The organism is Sphingomonas sp. CCH5-D11 (genome assembly GCF_001557395.1).
Taxonomy (GTDB): domain Bacteria; phylum Pseudomonadota; class Alphaproteobacteria; order Sphingomonadales; family Sphingomonadaceae; genus Sphingomonas.
In genome coordinates, this window is sequence record NZ_LSKH01000355.1 from 1 (window position 1) to 21,983 (window position 21,983).

The window sequence follows — 21,983 nt, forward strand, 5'->3', positions numbered from 1 at the left end:
GCATGGCGCTCCACCGCGAGCGCCATTTCGTCGGGTCGCATTCCGCATCCGTCGTCGGCCACTTCGACACGGCCGATGCCTCCATCGGTCAGGCGAACGACGATCCGGCTCGCTCCAGCGTCGATGGCGTTCTCAACCAGCTCTTTCAACGCGCTGGCCGGTCTTTCCACCACTTCACCGGCGGCGATACGATTGATGAGATGTTCGGGCAGGCGGCGTATTGACACAGCCCCGCCCCTAGCCCAATCGACGCCCTCCCGCGACCCCGAGATAACAGCAATCAGCGCCCAAGAAGCGGCTTGCGGCCGTGGCCGCGGGATGAATGGTGCAAGTCGCATGTGCGACTCGGGGACGGAATCTAGCTGAACATGGCCTTCTCGCGTTTCTTCAAGTTCATGTCGCATGACATGGCCATCGACCTCGGGACCGCGAACACGGTCGTCTATCTGCGCGGCCGCGGCATTGTGCTCAACGAGCCGTCCGTGGTCGCGGTCGAGACGATCAACGGTATCAAGAAGGTGAAGGCGGTCGGCGAGGACGCCAAGCTGATGATGGGCAAGACGCCCGGCAACATCGAGGCGATCCGCCCGTTGCGGGACGGCGTGATCGCCGACATCGACGTCGCCGAACAGATGATCAAGAGCTTCATCTATAAGGTGCACGGACAGCGTAAGTTCATGCGTTGGCCCGAGATCGTGATCTGCGTTCCCTCGGGCTCGACCAAGGTTGAGCGCCGCGCGATCCGCGATGCCGCATCCAATGCGGGTGCCAGCCGCGTGTGGCTGATCGAGGAGACCATGGCGGCCGCGATCGGCGCGGACATGCCGGTGACCGAGCCGATCGGCAGCATGGTGGTGGACATCGGTGGCGGCACGACGGAAGTGGCCGTGCTGTCGCTCCGTGGACTTGCCTATACCACCAGCGTGCGCGTGGGCGGGGACAAGATGGACGAGGCCATCGTCAGCTATGTCCGTCGGAACCACAATCTCCTGATCGGCGAAGCGACGGCTGAGCGAATCAAGCAGGAGGTCGGCATCGCAAAGCCGCCGGTCGATGGCGTGGGCGTCACCATCCACATCAAGGGCCGTGATCTTGTGAACGGCGTGCCCAAGGAAATCCAGATCAACCAGGGCCAGATCGCCGAGGCGCTGAGCGAACCGGTCGCCACCATCGTGGAAGGCGTGCGCGTGGCACTGGAAAACACGGCGCCTGAGCTCGCGGCCGACATCGTCGATCAGGGCATCGTGCTGACCGGCGGCGGCGCACTGCTTCAGGGGCTGGACGAGGTGCTTCGCGATGAGACGGGCCTTCCCGTCACTGTTGCCGAGGAGCCGCTCACCTGTGTGGCCTTGGGGACTGGCCGTGCGCTGGAGGATCCCATGTATCGCGGCGTGCTTCAGAACGGCTGATCGAAGAAGGGCTTAGCGCATGGCGGCGTCGCAGGACCGGCGCCCGGGATTCTCGCGGCGGGCGCAATATTCGCTCTTTCTGAGCTACATCCTGGCCGTCGCGGGGGCGCTGGTCGGGGTGGTGCTGCTCGTTCTGTCGCAATTCAATCCGCCCGCCTTTGCAGCCCTTCGTTCAACAGCGACGGAGATGACCGCGCCAGTCTCCTCTGGCATTTCTGCGGTGGTCCGCACCGTCGCGGCCGTGCCCCAGACCATTTCGACCTATTTTCGCGTCCATAACGAAAATGCTGCCCTGCGCGCTGAGGTGGCCCGCACGCATGAGGCATTGCTGCAGGCCCGCATCATCGTTCAGGACAATCGCCGCCTTCGAGGATTGCTCAAGCTCCGCGACGTGACCGACAATGCTGTTGTAACAGCCAGGATTGTCAGTTCGAGCGCAACCAGCACGCGCCGGTTCGGCATATTGAACGCTGGTCGATGGCAAGGCGTTCGCCCGGGCATGCCGGCCCGCGGCCCCGATGGGCTGATCGGGCGCGTTGTCGAGACGGGGCCGAACACCGCGCGCATCCTGCTCACAAGTGATCCCGAAAGTGTCGTTCCGGTCAGGCGGATCGGAGACGGGCTGCCCGCGCTTGCCGCGGGTCGTGGCGACGGGTTGATCGACATCCGCTCGGTAGGAACGACCAACGCGCGTTTGCAGCCGGGCGATCGTTTCGTGACCTCCGGTACCGGTGGCCTTTACCGACCAGGGGTGCTTGTGGCGCGCGTGCTGAAGCCCGGCTCGGACAGCGCATTGGCCGCGCCCTTCGCGCATCCGGACACGTTCGACTTCGTGATCGTGAGCGCACCATTTTTGCCGCCACCGCCGCCCGCAGTCGTGCCGCCGTCCGTTCCCGGCACTCCGGCTCCGGCGCCTGCATCTGTTCCGGCATCTGTCGCAGGGGCCCGGCAGTGACAGGCGCCTCAACGCCGTTCGAAACGCCGCTTCCCCGATCGCGCGCACGCGCGCTGCCCTGGGCAACTGTCATGGCGGGTTCGCTGGTGACGATCTTCCCCGTCGCAGCGAGTTTGCCCTTGATGCCGCCGTGCGGCTTGCTGATGCTTCTAGCCTGGCGTCTGCTCGCACCATTGGCGCTGCGCCGCTGGGCACCGGCATTGCTCGGCTTGTTCGACGATTGCCTTAGCGGGCAGCCCATGGGTAGCGCCACGCTGCTATGGACACTATCCTTCTTCCTCATCGATCTGTTTGATCAACGTACCATTTTTCGTGCGTTCGCTCAGGACTGGTTGATTGCCGCGACCGCCATCGCGCTGTGCCTAGTGGGAGGGCGCCTGCTCGCAACCCCTCTCGGCGGTCACGTGGATTCCGTGCTAGTTGCGCAAATCGCAGTGTCCATTCTTCTCTTCCCCTTTGCCGCCCGCATTGTTGCGTGGGTCGATCGTCGGCGCGTTGTTGAATGAACCGACCGCCGCGGATCGCAACTGAGGCCCAGCAGGGGTACACCTTCTCGCGCCGCGCATGGCTTCTGGGTGCGGCACAGATCGGCGTCGGCACGGTGCTGGCCGGGCGCATGGGTTGGCTCGCTATAGCTGAGAACGAGCGTTACAATCTCCTGAGCGAGAGCAACCGCGTCAACATGACGTTGATCCCTCCCCGCCGCGGCTGGCTGGTTGATCGTCATGGGCATGCGATTGCGGATAACCGGACGGACTTTCGTGTTGATCTCATCCCCGATCGCATCGTGGATGAGGAGCGCACGCTCGCCGCGCTGCGGGATCTTCTTGCGTTGTCCGAAGAAGATATGCTGCGCGTCAGGGCTGACCTGAAGCAGGCAGCGGGTTTTCAGCCGGTGAAGGTGGCGGAAAACGTCGGGTGGGAGCGGTTCGCGGCGGTTCAGGTGCGACAGCCGGAGCTCCCCGGGGTCGCGCCGACGCGGGGCTTCGCGCGCCACTATCCAGCCGGTGCTGCCGTTGCCCATCTCACTGGCTATGTCGGCAGCGCGAGCGCGGAACAATATAAGGAAACCAAGAACCCCCTCCTCGTCACCCCCGGTTTTAAATTGGGCAAGGACGGCCTTGAAAAGACGTTGGAAACGGAGCTGAGGGGAAAGCCTGGGGCGAAGCGGATCGAGGTAACCGCACGGGGCAAGCTTGTCGCCGAACTGGAGACGCGGCCCGACGTACCCGGAGCGACCCAACGCCTGACGATCGATGCGGGCTTGCAGGAATATGCCGCGCGGCGCCTCGGAACCAACTCGGGTTCGGCCGTGGTGTTCGACTGTCTGACCGGCGAGATGCTGTGCATGGTATCAATGCCGGCATACGATCCCAACAGCTTTTCCGACGGTATCAGCCATCTTGAGTGGAAGATGCTATCCGCCGACGATCACGTGCCGCTGATGAACAAGGTCACGCAGGGTCTTTACCCGCCCGGTTCGACCGTCAAGCCGATGAACGGGCTTGCGCTGCTAGAGGCTGGAGTCGATCCCGACGAGCGGGTGTTCTGCGGCGGCGCACTTCGCGTGGGCAGCGGCGTGTTCCATTGTCACAAGCGCCGAGGCCATGGCGCAATCGACCTTCGCGGTGCCATTGCACAAAGTTGCGATATCTACTTCTACGAGATGGTCCGCCGGCTCGGATATGACCGGGTCGCGCCGGTCGCCAAGGCCGTCGGGCTGGGCGAGAAATATGATCTGCCCTTCGCCACGCAGCGTTACGGCACGGTGCCGGACAGCGCATGGAAAGAGCGGAAATACAACTCCAAGTGGACGGTCGCAGACTCGCTCAATGCCTCGATCGGCCAAGGCTATGTGCTTGCCAACCCGATGCAGTTGGCCGTCATGGCGATGCGCATCGGGTCTGGCCGGATGCTCCAGCCCAGCCTGCTGATGGACAAGGTGGCGCGCAACGCTCCAGCCCTTCCATTCAGCGCGGATAACCTGCGCATCGTTCGCGAAGGCATGTGGCAGGTCGTAAACGGTGGCGGGACCGGCGGCGCATCGCGTCTGTATCTGCCCGGTATCGATCTGGCGGCGAAAACCGGCACAGCCCAGGTGCGCCGCATTACGATGGCGGAGCGGCGCTCCGGCGTGCTTAGCAATGCGCAACTGCCGTTCAAGCTGCGCGACCACGCGCTGTTCATCTGCTTCGCGCCCGCCGATAACCCGCGCTATGCGGCCGGAATCGTGCTTGAACATAACGGCCACACCATCCGCAACCTGGATACGCCGATGATCGGGCGGGACATCATGACCTATCTCTTCGACCGGGAGAAAGCGCTCAAGGCGCTAGCGGCGGTTGAGCCAACCTGGGGCGGCGACATTCGGACGCGGATGGCCGCGCAGGAGGCGGCCTATCGCGCCACCGCAGCCACGCCGCCGCCCGCACAGGCAGCTGCCACCGAAACCAATGTCCCCGCCCCCACACGGGCGCCTGCGGTGGAACAGGCGACCGACGCCTCCAACGCGGCACAGGAAGCCACGGTCAGCGATATCGCCAATGGCGCCGGCCCCGCGAGCGTCGGCACCACCGAGCCATCGGAGCCCCAGTGATCGGCCCCTCGATCGTTCCCGCCCCCGTCGCCCGCCTGCCCTGGCGGATGCTGATCCTCGTCATCGCCATCGCGAGCTTCGGCCTGGTGGTGCTGTATTCGGCGGCGGGCGGCAGCATCAGGCCATGGGCGTTGTCGCAGGGTGTCCGATTTGGCGTTTTCCTGTTTGGCGCGCTCATCATAGCGCGCGTGCCGGAAGAGGTCTGGCGGCAAGCCGCGCTGCCCGGCTACGCGCTCATTGTCATCCTGTTGTTCGCGGTTGAGTTGCTGGGGGCGGTGCGCGGCGGCAGTCAGAGATGGCTCGACTTCGGCTTTATTCGCCTGCAACCCTCCGAGTTGATGAAGCCGGCCATCGTGTTGGCATGTGCCCGTTTCTACGAAATGCTTCCGCCGAACGAGACGCGTCGGCTCGGCGGCATCTGGCCACCTGCATTGCTCATCGGCCTGCCGGCCGCCCTTGTCATGCTCCAGCCGGACCTTGGCACCGCCCTGATGATCACCGCCGGTGGTATCACCGTCATGTTCCTGGCCGGTGTGCCATTGCGCCTGTTTGTGGGCGGCGCGCTGGCGCTCGCAGTTGCGGCGCCCCTGGCGGTAAACTTCCTTTTGCACGATTATCAGCGCAACCGCGTGCTGATCTTCATGGATCCAGAAAGCGATCCGCTCGGCACCGGCTATCATATCAGCCAGTCCAAGATCGCCATCGGCTCGGGCGGGATCACCGGCAAGGGCTTCCTAAACGGTACGCAAAGCCACCTCGACTATCTTCCGGAAGGCCATACCGACTTCGTATTTGCCACCATGGCGGAGGAATGGGGTTTACTGGGCGGCCTTTTCATCATCTTCGCTTATTTGATGGTGATCCGCTGGGGCGTGAATGTGGGCGTTCAGGCGCAGAGCCGTTTCGCCAAGCTGACCGCCGCTGGGCTGGCCACTACCATCTTCTTCTACGTGGCCATCAACCTGGCGATGGTCATGGGCCTCGCGCCTGTCGTCGGCATTCCCCTGCCGCTCGTCAGCTTCGGCGGCTCGGCGCAAATGACCGTCTTCCTGTGCCTGGGCATTCTCATGTCCATCGATCGCAGCAATCGCCGGGAAAAAAATTGGTGATTTCGCGAAAAAGGGTTTGCGCTGCACAAAACCGATGCTAATGGCGCGCCTCCCGATCGGGGCACACGCCCAACACGATCACGGACGCATAGCTCAGTTGGTAGAGCAGCTGACTCTTAATCAGCGGGTCCTTGGTTCGAGCCCAAGTGCGTCCACCACCTTTTTCTAGCAATTGCAGGCGCTTAGCCACCCCTCGCGGGGCCTCGGCCTGTGGCTATGGGCACGCTCATAAATCGGTCGTAAGTGCCAGCCAGGGGCGGCACCCGAGGCGCTGTTAGAACTGCCAGCCCTCGCGTTCCATGAAGGCCTCCAGCGAGAGGCAGTCGATGCCGAAGTGGTCGCAGATGTTCGGGATCTTCGCCCCGTTCTCCTTGAACTGCTCCATGGTGACCACGCACCGGCCCTCGGTCGCTGCCTTGGCGATCACGAATGGGTCTGCGTTACGGCCGCCCTTCAGCAGCTTCCGCTGCTCGATGTTCTGCTGAAAGTGGACGACCCCGTATATCTGCCCGACGAATGCGCCCTCGGCGGCACCGGGGATGTGGAAGAACTCCTCGCGCTCGCCTGCCCAGCCACGCAGGGTGTCGACCGGCCCATCGACGCACTCACGGCGCACCTCCCGCGTGGAGATGATGCGCCCGTCCGCGACCAGCCCGTCGAAGCGGTCCCACAGGGTGGGAAAGCGGCGTCGATAGTAGTTCTTGAACAGCGTCGAGAGGGGCGAGGTGTCGAAGACGTACATCAAGCAGCCCCCCGGCTGAAATACTCCTCAAGGGCGCCGACGTGGCGCGGCTTCGTGTCGAGGAAGTCCGCCAGCTGCCCTTCGTCGATTCGGTTCTGGTGGTACTGCGACAGCGCCAGGGCAACGTACTCCCGCCCGAGATACGCTAGCTTTGTCCAGTACGGGTTGCCCCCCGGCGTGCGCTCGACCTGACGCTGCGCATTCCACCGTTCGACCGCTCGGTCGTACTGGTTTTGGGCGATCCTCCCGTGGTCGAGCAGGCGGCGGAAGATGACCTCTCTGCTGACGTGAAACTGGGCGGCGAGGGCCTCCGCGGTCGCCTCGGTCGCCTGCCTACCCGCCATCGCGCGCTGGAACGCGTCCTCTGGCATGAGGAGGTGCGCAGCAAAGCTGTTGCAGATCACCTCAATCTGCCGAGCATCACCAGCAAGGCGCTCGACGTAGCGGTCCCGAACCTTGTCTATGCCGCTGGTGTGGAAGACGAGGTGCGCCAACTCGTGGAAGTAGGTGAAAATCTGCCGCGTCTTGGTCGAACTGTTGTTCGCGTAGATGATCGGGAACTCGTCGTCGTAGAGGCAGAACCCGGAGAAGTCGTCCGCTCGGAACGCGTCTTTGAAGACGAACACGCCCACGTTGAGCAGCGCGGTCCGCCACTCCTTGAGCGCCGCGTCGTCACCACGCCAAGCCTGTTGCTGCTCCACGGACACGCCGATGTAGTCCCGTACCGTCGCGGCCATCTCGGCAATGTCCACGTCGGGCGCGAAGCGCAGGTCCCGCGTAATCATACGGTCGGCCGGGTTCCGTCCTTGGGTGAGCTCCGCCAAGTTGATCTGCATGGCCTTCGCCTTGCGCATCAACATGCGGACACGGCTCGGCAGGCGCTCCAGCTCAGCCTCTGGCAGCGTGCGGAAGGTCTCGTTGATGGAGGGCACGTCAGGTGGATCGGGGAAGAAGAATACCGCAATCGGCACCTTGAGGGTGTCCGACAGCTGCTCCAGCTGCGGGTACGTCGGGGCGGACGCACCCGCCTCCCAGTCAGCTATGCGCTTGAACTTCTGTGCGGCCTCGTCACGGCTCAGCCCCGCCCGCTGGCGTGCCCACACGAGGAGGGCTGGGTTGATGGGAATCTGCTCGGCCATTGCGCCGGAGGTTATAACCGAGGGTGGCGTTCTTCCTATGGCAAAGATTGCACCTCTTACTCGACACTTACACGTGGTCAGCAGGACGACGTTCCGCCTAGTGAGATCAGCGATTTAGCGCAGCCTGCCGCCTGATTAGATGTTCGACGGTCGCGAGGTCGTGTACACGATGGGCATGACCGACACGGAAAGCCTGCGGGCAAAGATCACCGAGATCAAAACGCGCTTCGACGCCGATCCTGACGCGTTTCTCGCCTCTACGACCAACCTGCGTGACGCCGATTTTGCGCTGATGGGAAAGTTGATCCAGCTATACTGCTACGCCGACCTCAACGCGCGCCGCATCATCGATGCCTTGCGACATGCGGCACACGGACCTGGCGCACGCAACGCGTCCCGCCTCCAGGACGCTCAGGTATTTCCCAAGCTACGGGAAATCGTGGCTGAGCTGTGGGAGTCGAACTTGAAGGAGGGAGTCCTCAAGGCCGCGGACACGGTGGAGATGCACCGCCTTCACCGGCACAACTTTGCCCATTGGGCCGCGCGCCGCGTGGGCAGCGAGGAGGCCCTCGTGCTCTTCACGAAGAACGCGCGCGAGGCCGAGCGACGCGACGGTGACCCACAAGACCCTGATCAGCTCAAGTACGGGATTGTACCGCTCGACGGCTTTGCTGAGGAGCTGGTCAAGTTGGAAGGCCACGCCGATTACCTCGCGCAGTCCGCCGCTCACGTGGAACGCCATCTCACCGAGTTCACCGAGCGATTCGCTGAGATGAAGAAGTAGGCCCTTCCAGTTTCAGATCGCCTCCTTGCACGGGTCGCACATGCGCACCCGTGCCACGTCGGCGGAGAAGTACGGGCGGCGGCAGCGCAGGCACGACCTCCAGCCCACGTGCCTGACCACGCGCGGCGGGTGCCGGTCAGTGTCCAGCACCGGCTCGCGCCGGGTGCCACCGTCCCAGGGCCACTGCCGCGGCTCCACGAAACCCAGGCCGTCCACGCCCCGCGTCCGCCGCTCCGGCGTGCTGGGCGCTGCCACCGGCTGCCGGGGCGCGGACACCCCGCTGCGTTCGCGCCACAGCGCCAGCCACTCGGGCACGGGGGCGTGCGTGGTCACCGCCACAGGTCCCAGCACCGGTCGGTGTGCCAGCGGACGATGATCGTGATAAGGTGCTCGCCGTCCAGTCGGTCGAGCGTTCCCGCGTCCATCATGGCCCGCCACGCAGCCGCCATGTTCTCCAGCGAGCCGTAGTCTCGCTCGAACGGCGACAGCGCCGGGGCGTCGGTGCGCTCCAGCCGCCCGACCCGCGCCAACATGGAGCGGACGCGCGCCACGTCAGTCGGTGACCACGCGGGGGTCGCTGCGGGCCGGTGCCTGGGCGGCAGCCTCGGCCTTCGCGCGCTCCGCGGCGCGGTCGCGCTCGAACAGCGACCGAACCGGAGGCTTGGGGTCCAGCAGGCTCCCGACGTGCGCTAAGAGGGGGCGTACCCGGCGCACCATCCTAGGCCCTGACCACGCCCATGTCGGTCAGCAGCGTCAGGGCGTCCGCCCGTGCGTCGTGGTCACCGGAGCCGCGCACCACGTCCGTGAGCGTGTCGCGGATTAGCCGCAGGTCCGCCGAGTCCATCGGCTGCGGGTGGTCGGGCACCGTGATCCCGAGCATGACGCGCGCCTCTGTGCCGGTGAGCGGCAGCACCTTGACCTGGCACGGGTGGTCGCGGTGGAAGGCGCGCGCTCGCGCCAGGGCGGCGTCGTAGTCGGTGATCGGGTCCAGCGCCGCCCGCTTCCCGTCCACCAGGGTGACCACCATGAGATCAAGCCGACCTGGGGCCACCGTCGTGCAGCGGTGGCGCGGCTCCCAGGATGCGTAGGTCATGCTCGCCTCTCCTGCTCCAGCGCGGATAGGCGCGCCTCCAGCTCCTCGGTCGCGCGGATGGACGCGAGCGCCCCGACTGCTTCGATGATCTGGCGGCCCACGTCCGGGGCGACGACGCCGCCCGCGATGGCCGCGAGCACCTGCTCGACCTGCGTGGCGACCGGGGCCGTGGGGTCGAAGTCGAACTGGACCTTCTCGGCCTGGGATCGCAGCGCGGGCAGCACGCGGGCCAGGATCAGGGAGGCCGCGCCGACCTCCCCCTCCAGCGCCTTCTCGACCAGGGCCGACACGATGGACTCCGCGTCTGCGAGCATCCGCTGGGCGATCTTGGCCCGCTTGTCCACGATGCCCCGCGGACGGCCAGCCGGGTTCGGGCTGCGCATGCCCGGCGTCCAGGCGCGGCTGGCGGGCTTGGGCACTGCCGGGGGCTGCGGCGCGGACTGCGGCTGGACGGGCAGCGACACCGCCGCCTGGGCACCGCCCAGCCAGGGCGGCGGGTAGTAGGTCTGTGCCTCGCTCACTGTGCTGGCTCCCCTGTTCAGATCAGTTCTGGATCAGTCCGACCGTGAGCGCCTTGTCGGCACGGGCCTTCGCCTGGCGCAGCGCCTGGACCTCGTGCGGCTTCGCACCCACTGCGGACTCAAGCGCGGTGAACATCATCCCGCCGCGGTTGCCGAGCAGCTTGAGGGCGCCCTGCATGACCGCCAGCTTAGCGGCCTCCTCCGGGGCGGCCTGCTCGTGGTACTTGCGCAGGAGCGCCGCGTGCCCTTCGGGCGTCAGCCCGCACAGGTACGACGGACCGGCCAGTGCGGCCTCAGCGGTCACCAAGTCGCCGCGCGTGATGGCGTTGAACACGAAGCCGGGGCGGTCGGACTCCGGCATCGCCCGGATGTAGGCGCGTATCTCCGCGGCGATGGGGTGGGCCGCACGCGCGTTGACGGGCGCGTTCAGCTTCTCCTCGATCTGCGCGATGCCCTTGGACAGGTTCGCCATCTGGGTGTCGAAAAGGGCCGCGACCTTCTTGAACACACGCTGAGCCATGTCGTCCACCTTGATGGTGCGACCGGCCTCGGTCATCGACAGGTCGCGCTTCACAGCCTCGCCTGCGTCGAACACGGCGGCGACGCCGGTGTAAGCCTCCTTGAGAGCGCGCTCTGCCCCCGCGACGTACCCCTTGGTGGCGTCGTCGTAGCCGGGGAGATTGGTCACGTTGGCGGGATGGAGGCTGGGCGTGACGCGGTTGTCGAGCTTGATGGACATGGGGGGCTCCCTGATTGAACCCGCTTACGGTACGCTGACCGCCTACTGTTGTCTCGCTGTTTCCCGTTGCATCACAATGACTTAGCATCGAGCACCCGCTGATTGGGTATCAGTCCGCGGGCACGCTGCTGCCGGTGACCACAGGAGTCGAGCGCGTCCGCCGGTGCGACCGTCGCGGGTAGTCGCGGGTCGTCGCAGGCGGTCGCGACGGCAAAAACCGCAGTTTGCCGCGGGCTGCGGTGCTATCGTCGCAATCGTAGCGGGTTTTGGCTGCCGGCCCCTGCCAACGGGTTGCGGCGGGGTAAAAGGAGGAGGAGTACCTGTTCTATGGCTTGGACAGCGACGCTACTTTCGCGACCGCGGGCGCACGCACCCCAGCCGCGACCGCGACGATTGCGACGATTGCGGGAAAACCGCGGAAATGCGCGCTTTCTGCCCGCGACGATCGTCGCAAAAGGCGCCGCGCGGGTTGCGACGATCCGCGACGATAGCGCCCTCATTGGTTGTGCTCGCGTAAGACCTCTGCGCGCAGGGTGATGTCCAGGCCCTTGCTGCCGTGCCGCCGCGTCACCAACACCCTGTGGTGATCTTGCAGCAGCTCCAGGGCGTCGTCTAACCGTTTCGACTTGGCCTCGCGCAGCCTATTCGGCCCCTTCCGCCGCACCTCGTTGACGGCGACGACGGGGCTGCTCCCCGCCTTGCAGCGTGTGGTCACCTCCCGCACCAGCCACTCTTCAAGCAACTGGGCGTCCGCCACCTCGGGTGCGGCGTCCGCGCTGCGGGCGAAACTGACAGCCTCATCGAGGTACCATGTCATCAGCGCGCACGCCCCGATCATGCTGTCTCGGCTTATCGAGGTAGCCGGATTGCCCGCGAACACGTGGAAGCAGCACGCGAGGCGCGCGGCGTTGTCGGCGGCCTTGCTCGCCACGTCCTTGATGCCTGAGTACGCCTCGTCGGGAAGGAGCTGCTCCTCCACCTCGTCATGAAAGTTCACCCATAGCCGCTGCGCGTCCGCGTCGAAGCTGAGGTAATCCGGCGCGAGCAGGCCGTAGTCATCGAAGACGGCATCGACCGCGAGCAGCGTGGTCATCCGGTTGCAGAAGGCGGCATGGGCGGGCTGGTGGTCAGGCGCCTTCACGTACAGGCGCGAGCCCTGGGTCGACTCCGGGCGGCTGAACAGGAAGCGGGCAAAGTAGCCGATTCCCTTCGCAAGCCCGCCGGTCTTCTGGACGAAGGCGTCCAGCACCGCGGGTTGCACCTGCAAGCCCATCGTGACGCGCATTCCTTCGACGTGCATCTCGCCGGTACCGACGCGGCCCCGTTGGATCGACCCACCGTCCCACATCTTGTTAGCCTGGGCGAGATTGCTCATAACCGCATCGGACTTCATGCCATGCGATCCGAAGATGGTTCCCGCCTCGGCGCTGATGATCGAGGCCACCGGATAGTGCTCCAAGGCCATCGCCAGTGCCTCCGGGGTGTCGTCCTCGCGCAAGACGCGGACCTGCCTTGGCTCCTCCGGTTTAGCCAACTGGTGCGCCAGACGAGGGTCGAACTCGGTCCCTAGCTGCGTGGTGAGAAACCCGGCCTGTATGTTGCGCTGAAGCTCCTCGCCTTGCCGCTCCCAGTCCTCAAGGTCGGCCTCATACTTCGCGCGGCGCTCGCGGTGGAGCTTGCGTTGCTGGGCCTCCCAATCGCGGATCGGGCCGGTGAACAGCTTGTCGACGGTGGACTTGCGCTCGCCGCTCTCCGCCACCGTGAGCAGGTAAAGCGTGGCGGGACCTGACAACGCGGCATCCCGACGCACGCTGTGTCGGGTCTGTACAGCCGTTGAGACGGCGGCCAAGGCGCTGGCAGCGACCAGGGCGACCGGCGATTGGACGAACCCCGCCACCTCCCGCACGGCGTCACGTATCAGCGGCGGCAGCGCGTCCACGGGATAGGGCGCTGCGACGTGCGCCTGAAACAAGGGGCGCGGCCTGGGCAGCTGCTGCTCGGTGGGCGCGTCGTCCGTGAAGAACTCTGAGGACTTAAGCATGGCGCGCCCCTCCCCGGCAGGAGGCACGACGCGGGGTCGGTTGCGGCTCTGCGCCGCAGGATGGTATGGTGTCCATGGCTTCGTGGGCCTCTGATGAAGCGGCGGGGTGTGGCTGGCGTCCACTCCGCCGCTTTTCTGTTGGGGTCTTCCGGTCGTCTTCCGACGCGGATGGGGCGCGCGCGATCAGCCGCTGGATCAGCGACTTACGGCGGCGGGCCGCCTGACTGCTGATCCGGCGTTCGCCTGGGCGGCGGGGCTGTACGCGCTGGTGCTGCTGAACTTGCGGGCGTCGCGCCACGCGATCACGTCAGCTTGGTCGTAGGCCACGCCCGACTGCGGCGAGTCCCCGAGCTTGATGAAAGCGGGTCCGCGTCCCTTGTGGCGCCAGAGCTTCAGCGTGTTACGTGAGATGCCGAGCAAGGCGGCGGTCTGCACCGTGTCGAGCAGACGCATCTGTGGTGAACTGGTCATCGGTTTCGAGGCCTCCATCTGAAAGGGGCCTCGACAATTCCGCCGAGGTATTCACCCGCGACCGGCCTATCCCGATGGCTTACTCAGCGCGCCAACGGCGAGCCGAAACGGGCGTCGCGGCGACTTGCCGCTGGTGACACCAAGCGGTGTCGCAAGTTTTGTAGGTTATCGCTTTTGCATCTAGCAAGCACTTATTTTCGTTGGATTTTGAGGGGGCGTCCACGCCCGAAAACGCTGCTCCGCTACCCTGGTAGCTATAGGACCGCGAAAGCGTTGGACGCCCCCTTCCCGGGCGATTTTGCTACGCCCGGAGCGCCACCACGTTGGCACCGCTGGCCTGCGCCGCAGCGACCCGGCCCTGCTGCTCGATCCAGTCGCCGATCTTCTGCACGTCTGGTTGCAGCCAACCGAGGTTCGTCAGGTCCAGGTAGTTGCGCGCGGTCACGTCCTCCTGGGCGGGCTTGTGGCCGGTCAAGAGGTCCGTGGCGAACTTCTCCAAACGGCACTCGCGCATCGCGTAGTTCGTGAAGGAGCGGCGCAGGTCGTGCAGGCTGAGGTGCCGACCGGCCACCTCGCTCACCGTCTCCATCGCACTCCGTGCGTCCATGATCCTGCCCGCCTTTGACCAACTCGGAAACACGTAGGGGCTGCGCTCCGTGGAGGTGTTCGCGGCCAGCTCGTCCGCCCGCGCCATGCGGTCGCGGAGCAGCGCCGCGGCCTGCGACGACAGCGGCAGCGTGATCGGCTCACCACGCTTGCGCTGGTCCAGGTGCCAGGAGCACTCGGCGGGGTCGTCGGACAGGTGCACGCGATCCCAGGTCAGCGCCGCGCCCTCGTCGCGCCGCGCGCCTGTCAGCAGGAGGAAGATGGTCAGGTCGATCCCAGCGAGCGCGTCCCGGCTGCGCGGGTTCTCGCGCGCCTCGTGCAGCGTGTTCCACACCGCGCCGACCTTACCACGCTCCACGTAGCGCTCGGTTCTGCTCCCCAGCTTGGCCCAGTGGTGCTTGAGCGCGCCGACCGGGTTGTGCGTGATCAGGGAGGTGCCATCGCCGCGGCGGTACTCGTCCATTGCGAAGTTGAACAGGATGCGCAGCGTGACCATCGCGGCGTTCGCGCTGGCGGGCGCGGCCCGCTTGCCGTCCAGCCCGCCCGCCATCATCTCCGCGTGGCGATCCCGCACCATGTCGCGCGTGATGCTGGCGATCGGCTTGTCCCGCCAGGACGCGAACACCTGCTCGACGTGGCGACGGTACTCCGCGGCGGTCGAGGCGCGCAGCTTGCCGGGGCGGCCCACGTAGGCGTCGAGCACCGTCTGGAGGGTGACCTGGGTCGCCTTCTGCTCGCGCGCCACCTCGCGCGGGTCGATGCCCTGCTCGAACTGGTGGCGGTACTCGTCGGCCTTGCGCCGCGCCTCGTCCACGGTCCAGGCCCCGTAGCTGCCGATGGTGACCCGCACGTCGGTATTCGTGCCACGCACGCGGCCCTGGGCGATGAACTTCGCCAGCCCGGTGGGCGTGACGCGCAGGCCGAAGCCCTTGGCGTCCTTGTCCCAGTAGAGCACGTCCGACTTGCTGCCCGGCTTGGCCACGCGGTCGATGTTAGTCTTGGTCAGCTTGAGCTGCGGCATGGTAGGCGCTCCGTAAGTTGCCCGTAAGTTGATGGGCAGAACTTACGATAACCTACGCCTTACGTCTCCGACCTCTTTTCCGAGTAATTTCAATGATTGGACTACTTACGAGCACCTGCGCTAACGTCCACTAACACTGGCTCATGCAAACTCTTAATCAGCGGGTCCTTGGTTCGAGCCCAAGTGCGTCCACCACTTTTCAAGTAGTTAGACGGTGAAGAGCGAGCGGTTAGCCGCCTGCTCTCCCGCCTCGATCGGGATCCTTTCTGAAAGCGCTGACCGACATGGTGGCCGAGCTCGCTATGTCTTGCTGAAATCTGCGGTTCCGGATCTGCAGGCCCGCACACTTCGTCAGCCAACCGGTTTAAGCCGTTCGAATGCGTTCGAGCGCCGCACGACGATCCCCCATTGACTTGCCTGTCGGCGCGCTCATACCTGTCAGCCAATTAGGTCAATCGACTTAGTTATCCGATCGCCCGCCCATGACGGCTGCCGACGGTAGGAGAGCGGGTATGGCATATGACATCATCATTGTAGGTGGTGGGATTGGGGGATCGGCACTTGCGACCGTAATGGCGCGTGCGGGTCGGTCCGTTCTCCTGCTCGAAAAGAGCCAGGTGTACGAAGACAAGGTTCGCGGCGAATGGATCGCGCCATGGGGCGTGACGGAGACAAGGCGCCTCGGCCTGTATGACACTTTGGTGAGTGCCGGGGGGCACCACCTCACCAGCCATGTCACTTATGATGAAACGCGCGATCCGGCCGAGGCCGAGGCACGCGCCTTGCCCCTTGGCATGTTTGCACCGGATGTTCCCGGCCCGCTATGCATCCGCCACCCGGTTCATTGCCAGGCTCTGTTCGATGCGGCGACCGCCGCAGGCGCTTTTGCCCTGCGCGGCGTGGACGTAAAGCAAGTCGAGATGGGCGATGCGCCGCGCGTCACTTACATCCATGACGGAGAGCAGTTCACGGCACACGCACCTCTTATCGTCGGTGCGGAAGGTAGGCAGTCCGTCGTTCGTCGCGCTGCGGGGCTGACCCTGCACCAGGACAAACCGCACCATTGGTTCGCCGGCCTGCTGGTCGATGGCGTCGAGGCTTGGGACGAGACGCGGCAAGCGATCGGCACGGAGGACGACTTCGCCTTTCTCGCCTTTCCGCAGGGCAACGGCCGGATGCGGGTATATGGCGGGTGGGATCTCGCAGCGAAGACCCGCTTTGTCGGCAAAGAGGGGCCGCAGCGCTTTCTGGAGGCCTTCCGCATGAAATCGGCCCCGCAAAATGCCGCCATCGCAGAAGGAACGCCTGCCAGTCCGCTGCTGGCCTATTACAACAATTGCAGCGCCGCGGATCAGCCCTATGCCACCGGCGCCGTACTGGTCGGCGACGCGGCTGGCTGGAACGATCCGATCCTGGGTCTGGGCTTGTCGATCACCTACCGTGACGTTCGCCTGGTCAGCGATATCCTTAAGGAAACGCCCGTCGGGCGCAGCCCTGACTTCCGCCCCTATGCGGAGGAACGTCAGGAGCGCATGCGCCGCCTCCGCATCGCCTCCGAGGTGCAGGCCAAGCTCGACATGGAGTTCGGCGAGGAGGCTCGTGCCCGCAGGCGCCGCTATCATGAGGCGAGCGCGGCCGATCCGATGCTTGGCCTGCATGGCGTCGCGACGCTCGCCGGCCCTGAGGCGGTGCCGCCGGAAATCTTCGAGCCAGCCCATGTCGCTCGTGTAGTGGGGGCCTGATCGATGGACATCGCGCGCTACAACGCTGACTGGCTGGCCGCCTGGACAGCCAAGGACGTCGATGCTCTGCTCGGGTTCTACGCTGTGGATTGCACCTATTTCGATCCGCAGACCGCAGCCGGCATCTCGGGTCACGAAGCGCTGCGCGGCTATCTGACCCAGTTGTTCGGCGCCACGCCCGCCATGACCTACACCCCAGACGAGACCTGGCCGATCCCGGGCGGCTTCTGCGGCCGCTGGTATTGCGATGTTGCTGGGGGCGGACGCTTGCGGGGCTTCGACATGGTTCTGCTGACGGGCGATCGGATCGCCCACAACGAGGTTTACGTCCACCAGCTTCCATCGAATTAGGGGAGGGATCGATGCAGTTCGATTTCAACGAACAACAAAATGAATTCCGACAGGAGGCCCGTCGCTTCCTTGCGGCCGAATGCTCCACGGATCGCGTGCGCAAGGCACTGGAGGGCGGCGGGTTCGATCGCTCGCTGTGGCAGGGGGTCGCTGAGATGGGATTTCTCGGCATTGCCATACCGGAGGAGCATGGCGGTCTCGGTCTCGGCTATCTGGAACTGTGCGCCGTTGCGGAGGAGTTCGGCCGAGCTCTTGCACCGCTGCCGATCCTCTCGTCCGTCTACCTCGCCGCAGAAGCGATCAAGTCGTTCGGCACGCCAGAACAGCAATCCGTATGGCTTCCAAAGATTGCCGCTGGCGCCGCGATCGGATGTCTCGCCAGCAGCGAGGGTGAACGCCTGACGGAGAAGGGCGTACGCGCCGCCTTTGCCAATGGCGCGATCACCGGCGCCAAGGCCCCTGTTCTAGATGGCGACATTGCGGATGTCGCGATTGTCTTGGCCAAGGAAGGCGACGGACTGAGCCTCGTTCTGGTGGACCTGTCACAGCAGGCCGTCACCCGCAAGGCGCTCGACACGATCGATCCGACCCGCGGACAGGCGGCGCTGACGTTCGACACTGCGGCTGCCGAGCGCCTCGGCGAGCGCGGCGAAGGCTGGGCCAACCTGCAGACATTGCTTGATCGTGCGGCAGTGCTGGTTGCGTTCGAGCAGATCGGCGGCGCCGATCGCGCCCTCGAGATGGGCCGCGACTATGCGCTGGAACGCATGGCGTTCGGGCGGCAGATCGGCAGCTTTCAGGCCATCAAGCACATGCTGGCCGACATGTACGTCTCGGCCACGCTCGCGCGTTCCAACGCTTATTACGGCGCCTGGGCGCTTTCTACGGGCGCCGCCGAGTTGCCGCGCGCGGCCGCGACGGCGCGGGTGTCCGCCACCAATGCGTTCCGCCACTGTGCCAAGAACAACATCCAGGTTCATGGCGGCATGGGCTTCACGTGGCAGATGGATTGCCACCTCTTTTACCGCCGCGCGAACCAGCTCGCGCTGGCTCTCGGCAGCCAGCCGGACTGGGAAGAGAAGCTGGTTACTCGCCTTGCCGCCGCCAACGAGCCGCTCGCGGCCTGATTTACGTCTGATGAGCCCCTCTTCCCCGCCGGGGTGGAACGGGATGGATTGAAGGATCTACGCTCATGAACTTTGACGACACACCTGAAGAAGCCGCCTTCCGCGCCGAAGCGCGTGCCTGGATCGACGCCAACGCGCCCAAGCACCTTCAGCCAATTCTTTCAGGATCTGGCCATGGCACGGCCGGCGACATCGCCGATTTCGACATGCTTGCCGAGAGCAAGGCGTGGCAGAAGAAGAAATACGATGCCGGTTGGGCATGCCTGCACTGGCCCAAGGAATATGGCGGGCGCGGCGCCACGCCGATGCAGCGCGTGATCTGGAACCAGGAAGAGGGCGTTTACGCCCAGCTTTCGTTCACCTTCATCATCGGCCAGGGCATGTGCGGCCCAACCGTCATGGCATGGGGCAGCGAAGAGGATAAGCAAGCACTGCTCCCTCCCCTCGCCGCCGGTGAAGATATCTGGTGCCAGATGTTCTCCGAACCATCGGCAGGTTCCGATCTTGCCGGCCTCCGCACCCGCGCGGTGAAGGACGGTGATGAATGGGTGATCAACGGATCCAAGATCTGGACCTCGGGCGCCCATATTTCGCAATATGGCATTCTGCTCACCCGCACGGATCCGAGCGTCGCGAAGCACAAGGGGCTGACCATGTTCTGGGTCGACATGCGTTCGCCCGGCATCGAGGTGCGACCCATTCTCCAGGCTCATGGTCAATCCGGCTTCAACGAGGTCTTCTTCACCGACCTACGTATCCCGGACAGCCAGCGCCTCGGGGCGGTCGGTCAGGGGTGGACGGTATCGCTCACCACGTTGATGAACGAACGCCTGTCGATCGGCTCGGGCATGTCTACGGGTTTCGAGACCCTACTCGACTATGCCGTTCGCGCTCCCGGCCGCGATGGCGGACGCTTGGTCGACGATCCCGCGATCCGATCCAAGCTCGCCGATTGGGCAACCAAGGCAAGCGGACTGAAATACACCTCGATGCGGGCGCTGACCGCCTTGTCGAAGGGGCAGGAACCGGGGCCGGAAAATTCCATCGGCAAGCTGGTCGCAGGCGCAACCAGCCAGGACATCGCGACCTTCGCGATTGACCTTCAGGGGGAAGCCGGCGTCCTGACCGATCCGGCACAGGCAGCCCATGCGGCTCGTTTTCAGGCGACCCTGATGCGCAGCCCCGCCACCCGGATCGAAGGGGGTACGGACGAGATTCTGCGCAACATCATCGCCGAACGGGTGCTTGGCCTTCCGGGCGATGTGCGCGTCGACAAGGACGTGCCGTTTGAGAAGATTCCGACGAGGGCATGAACAAGTGCGCCTGCGGTGGATCAGCTCTTCTGATCCGCCGCAGGCAGTTCGTGACCGTCCTCGGCGGTACGAACACGGTTGCTCTCGGCAGCGCGTCTGCCCCTCCCATGAGCAGAATCCGGTTGCACGTGCACCAGGCTCGCGCGCATCCGGTGGACCTATATGGGCCGAAGCAGCGCTTCGCTCGTTTAGAAGGCCCACTGATCTCAGAAAGAGCTTCGATGCGATTTGTACCAGCCCTCGCCCTGCTCCTTGCCACCGCCCCTGCCCAGGCGCAGGATCCCGCTAATGATCCCTCCTGCGCCAATGTACGGGTGGCGATCCCGGTGGAACTGACTGGTTGGAGCCAGCAGGCGCCTGTGGCGGCAGGTACGGAGGCTGGCGGCGGTGCCACTATCCGTCCCGGGCAGGCGGTCCTTGCCTCGCTGCATCCTGCGCAGCATTTGAAGCTGACCCCGGCTCCGGAAAAGGTTGGGCCGAACGGAGGCACGCTGACGCTGGTCGTGGCTGAGGCTGGTACCTATCGCGTCGCGGTTGGCCAACGCGCTTGGGTCGATCTTATCCGCGACGGCAAGGTGACGTCATCCTCGGCGCATGGCCATGGGCCAAAATGCACGGGCATCCGCAAGATGGTGGATTTCGTGCTGTCGCCGGGCAATTACACGCTCCAGCTTTCCGGCAGCGAGGCAGAAAGTGTGGCGGTACTCGCGGTGAAGATCGCGTGATGCGCGCAGCCCTGATCATCGGCCTGTTCTTCGCTCCGCCCGCGGCGGCGCAGACCACAGGCGCGCCGCCTTCAGTGGCTCAGGTTCCACCCCTTGCACCTCAGCCGGCGACCACCACACGCGTGACGCTGCAGACGCAGGCTGGGCCCATCGTGCTCGCTATCGAAACGGAAAAGGCGCCCGTGACGGCGGCGAATTTCCTGAAGTATGTTGACGGCAAAAGGCTGGACGGAACCGTCTTCTATCGAACGGTGAAGGTCCAGGACGAGCCCCGCTACGGCTTCATTCAGTTTGGCACGCAGAATGATCCAAAGCGCACGCTGCCGCCCATTCCGCATGAACCGACCAGCAAGACGGGGCTGAGCCATGTCGACGGGGCAATCTCCATGGCGATGGCGCAACCGGGGACCGCGCGTGGAGACTTCTTCATCATCGTCGGCAACACGCCGGCGATGGACGCTGATGGCGCCAATCCAGGCTACGCAGTGTTCGGCCGGGTGATCCAAGGGATGGATGTGGTGCACCGGATCATGGACATGCCGACGTCGCCAACCAAGGGAGAGGGAATCATGAAAGGTCAGATGCTGGAGCCAACCGTGCCGGTAAATGCCGCGCGTCGAACGGCCGTCGTCGTTGAAGGACCTGCCTCATGAGAGCGATGACCCTTACCGCACCAGGCGGTCTCGATCGGCTGCGCTTGACGGAGCAACCCGACCCTGGCGAACCAAAAGCCGGTGAAATCCGCGTCGCTCTTCACGCCACCTCGCTCAACTTTCACGACTATCTTGTCTGTTCCGGCAAGTCGCCGGCGGCAGACGGGCGCGTGCCAATGGCCGATGGCGCCGGCATCATTGAGGCGATCGGCGAAGGGGTCTCTGACTTTGCGGTGGGCGACCATGTTGTTTCCTGCTTCTTCCCCGATTGGCATGCCGGCCCCCCGCGCGTAGGCGATTTCAAGAGGGTGCCCGGCGACGGCATCGACGGTTTCGCGCGTGACACAGTGGTTCTGCCGGCAACCGCCTTCACCAAGGCCCCCAATGGCTGGAGTCACAAGGAAGCGGCCACCATCACCACGGCCGGGCTTACAGCCTGGCGAGCGCTGGTCGTGGATGCTGGGCTGAAGCCGGGAGATACAGTGCTCGCGCTCGGCACGGGAGGTGTCTCGATCTACGCGCTTCAGATTGCTCACGCGATGGGCGCTGAGGTGATCGTCACCTCTTCCTCGGATGAGAAGCTCGCACGCGCCAAGGAAATGGGTGCCGCCCATGTCATCAACTATCGCCGCGAGCAGAATTGGGGCCGGAAGGTACTGGAGATTACCCAGGGCCGCGGAGTGGATGTCGTTGTCGAAGTTGGTGGACCGGGAACGCTGGGGCAATCGTTGCAGGCCGTGCGCATCGGCGGCCATGTCGCGCTGATCGGAGTGCTGACCGGCGTGAGCGGCGATGTGCCGACTGCGCTGCTCATGGCCAAGCAGGCCCGACTGCAAGGCTTGATCG

General features: G+C 65.1%; 23 protein-coding genes and 1 tRNA gene. 14 read left to right on the forward strand and 10 right to left on the reverse strand.

The window, feature by feature from the left end:
• A partial coding sequence (locus AX702_RS21905) for an ATP-binding protein (RefSeq protein WP_231731999.1) occupies window positions 1-227 on the reverse strand: 227 nt, incomplete at its 3' end.
• A gap of 141 nt (window positions 228-368) precedes the next feature.
• Here AX702_RS21905 and AX702_RS21175 point away from each other — a divergent pair.
• The 6 genes from AX702_RS21175 (at window position 369) to AX702_RS21200 (ending at window position 6,227) form a co-directional block, all read left to right on the forward strand.
• The gene (locus tag AX702_RS21175; protein ID WP_066782297.1) at window positions 369-1,409 is read left to right on the forward strand and encodes a rod shape-determining protein; all 1,041 of its coding nucleotides are present in this window, start codon (window positions 369-371) and stop codon (window positions 1,407-1,409) included.
• A gap of 19 nt (window positions 1,410-1,428) precedes the next feature.
• Window positions 1,429-2,364: a rod shape-determining protein MreC gene (mreC, locus tag AX702_RS21180; protein ID WP_066782298.1), complete on the forward strand. Its 936-nt coding sequence runs from the start codon at window positions 1,429-1,431 to the stop codon at window positions 2,362-2,364.
• 71 nt (window positions 2,365-2,435) lie between these two features.
• Window positions 2,436-2,870, forward strand: coding sequence for a rod shape-determining protein MreD (locus tag AX702_RS21185; RefSeq protein WP_231731996.1), 435 nt, complete (start codon window positions 2,436-2,438; stop codon window positions 2,868-2,870).
• Complete coding sequence (mrdA, locus tag AX702_RS21190) at window positions 2,867-4,960, forward strand: penicillin-binding protein 2 (RefSeq protein ID WP_066782300.1); 2,094 nt, start codon at window positions 2,867-2,869, stop codon at window positions 4,958-4,960. The genes AX702_RS21185 and mrdA overlap by 4 nt, the downstream gene beginning before the upstream one ends.
• Window positions 4,957-6,069 carry a rod shape-determining protein RodA gene (rodA, locus tag AX702_RS21195; protein ID WP_177179012.1) on the forward strand — a complete coding sequence of 371 codons (1,113 nt, stop codon included), beginning with the start codon at window positions 4,957-4,959 and terminating at the stop codon, window positions 6,067-6,069. Before mrdA ends, rodA begins: the two co-directional genes overlap by 4 nt.
• Window positions 6,070-6,151: 82 nt before the next feature.
• A tRNA-Lys gene (locus tag AX702_RS21200) sits at window positions 6,152-6,227 on the forward strand.
• A 116-nt stretch (window positions 6,228-6,343) separates the two neighbouring features.
• On the opposite strand, the gene AX702_RS21205 is transcribed toward AX702_RS21200, so the two are convergent.
• Complete coding sequence (locus AX702_RS21205) at window positions 6,344-6,811, reverse strand: PIN domain-containing protein (RefSeq protein ID WP_066782302.1); 468 nt, start codon at window positions 6,809-6,811, stop codon at window positions 6,344-6,346.
• Window positions 6,811-7,950, reverse strand: a complete 1,140-nt coding sequence (locus AX702_RS21210; RefSeq protein WP_066782303.1) for an XRE family transcriptional regulator — start codon at window positions 7,948-7,950, stop codon at window positions 6,811-6,813. The genes AX702_RS21205 and AX702_RS21210 overlap by 1 nt, the downstream gene beginning before the upstream one ends.
• Before the next feature lie 139 nt (window positions 7,951-8,089).
• Between AX702_RS21210 and AX702_RS21215 the strand changes: the two genes are divergently transcribed.
• Window positions 8,090-8,734, forward strand: coding sequence for a hypothetical protein (locus AX702_RS21215; protein WP_066782304.1), 645 nt, complete (start codon window positions 8,090-8,092; stop codon window positions 8,732-8,734).
• A gap of 329 nt (window positions 8,735-9,063) precedes the next feature.
• On the opposite strand, the gene AX702_RS21225 is transcribed toward AX702_RS21215, so the two are convergent.
• From AX702_RS21225 to AX702_RS21255, 7 genes are all read right to left on the reverse strand, one after another.
• A complete protein-coding gene (locus AX702_RS21225) occupies window positions 9,064-9,267 on the reverse strand; it encodes a hypothetical protein (protein WP_156455626.1) in 204 nt (67 codons plus the stop codon).
• Between the two features lie 185 nt (window positions 9,268-9,452).
• Window positions 9,453-9,827: a hypothetical protein gene (locus tag AX702_RS21230; protein WP_156455627.1), complete on the reverse strand. Its 375-nt coding sequence runs from the start codon at window positions 9,825-9,827 to the stop codon at window positions 9,453-9,455.
• Window positions 9,824-10,348 (reverse strand): DUF5681 domain-containing protein, encoded by a 525-nt coding sequence (locus tag AX702_RS23120; protein ID WP_231731997.1) that lies wholly within the window; start codon window positions 10,346-10,348, stop codon window positions 9,824-9,826. The genes AX702_RS21230 and AX702_RS23120 overlap by 4 nt, the downstream gene beginning before the upstream one ends.
• A 22-nt stretch (window positions 10,349-10,370) precedes the next feature.
• The gene (locus AX702_RS21240) at window positions 10,371-11,087 is read right to left on the reverse strand and encodes a hypothetical protein (RefSeq protein WP_066782308.1); all 717 of its coding nucleotides are present in this window, start codon (window positions 11,085-11,087) and stop codon (window positions 10,371-10,373) included.
• Window positions 11,088-11,583: 496 nt separating this feature from the next.
• Window positions 11,584-13,128 carry a YfjI family protein gene (locus AX702_RS21245; RefSeq protein ID WP_156455628.1) on the reverse strand — a complete coding sequence of 515 codons (1,545 nt, stop codon included), beginning with the start codon at window positions 13,126-13,128 and terminating at the stop codon, window positions 11,584-11,586.
• 195 nt (window positions 13,129-13,323) lie between these two features.
• Window positions 13,324-13,599, reverse strand: a complete 276-nt coding sequence (locus AX702_RS21250) for a helix-turn-helix transcriptional regulator (RefSeq protein ID WP_197420713.1) — start codon at window positions 13,597-13,599, stop codon at window positions 13,324-13,326.
• 301 nt (window positions 13,600-13,900) lie between these two features.
• Window positions 13,901-15,226: a tyrosine-type recombinase/integrase gene (locus AX702_RS21255; RefSeq protein WP_066782311.1), complete on the reverse strand. Its 1,326-nt coding sequence runs from the start codon at window positions 15,224-15,226 to the stop codon at window positions 13,901-13,903.
• 512 nt (window positions 15,227-15,738) lie between these two features.
• On the opposite strand from AX702_RS21255, the gene AX702_RS21260 reads away from it, so the two are divergent.
• The 7 genes from AX702_RS21260 to AX702_RS21290 all read left to right on the forward strand — a co-directional run.
• Entirely contained in the window at window positions 15,739-16,968 is a 1,230-nt protein-coding gene (locus AX702_RS21260) for an NAD(P)/FAD-dependent oxidoreductase (RefSeq protein WP_066782312.1), read from the forward strand.
• Between the two features lie 3 nt (window positions 16,969-16,971).
• Window positions 16,972-17,319 (forward strand): YybH family protein, encoded by a 348-nt coding sequence (locus AX702_RS21265; protein WP_066782313.1) that lies wholly within the window; start codon window positions 16,972-16,974, stop codon window positions 17,317-17,319.
• Between the two features lie 11 nt (window positions 17,320-17,330).
• Entirely contained in the window at window positions 17,331-18,446 is a 1,116-nt protein-coding gene (locus tag AX702_RS21270; protein ID WP_066782314.1) for an acyl-CoA dehydrogenase family protein, read from the forward strand.
• A gap of 65 nt (window positions 18,447-18,511) precedes the next feature.
• Window positions 18,512-19,759 carry an acyl-CoA dehydrogenase family protein gene (locus tag AX702_RS21275; RefSeq protein ID WP_066782315.1) on the forward strand — a complete coding sequence of 416 codons (1,248 nt, stop codon included), beginning with the start codon at window positions 18,512-18,514 and terminating at the stop codon, window positions 19,757-19,759.
• A 221-nt stretch (window positions 19,760-19,980) separates the two neighbouring features.
• Window positions 19,981-20,484 carry a homogentisate 1,2-dioxygenase gene (locus AX702_RS21280; RefSeq protein ID WP_156455629.1) on the forward strand — a complete coding sequence of 168 codons (504 nt, stop codon included), beginning with the start codon at window positions 19,981-19,983 and terminating at the stop codon, window positions 20,482-20,484.
• The gene (locus AX702_RS21285) at window positions 20,484-21,137 is read left to right on the forward strand and encodes a peptidylprolyl isomerase (RefSeq protein ID WP_066782317.1); all 654 of its coding nucleotides are present in this window, start codon (window positions 20,484-20,486) and stop codon (window positions 21,135-21,137) included. Before AX702_RS21280 ends, AX702_RS21285 begins: the two co-directional genes overlap by 1 nt.
• Window positions 21,134-21,983 (forward strand): zinc-dependent alcohol dehydrogenase family protein (locus tag AX702_RS21290; RefSeq protein WP_066782319.1); only part of this gene is annotated, 850 nt, incomplete at its 3' end. The genes AX702_RS21285 and AX702_RS21290, both read left to right, overlap by 4 nt.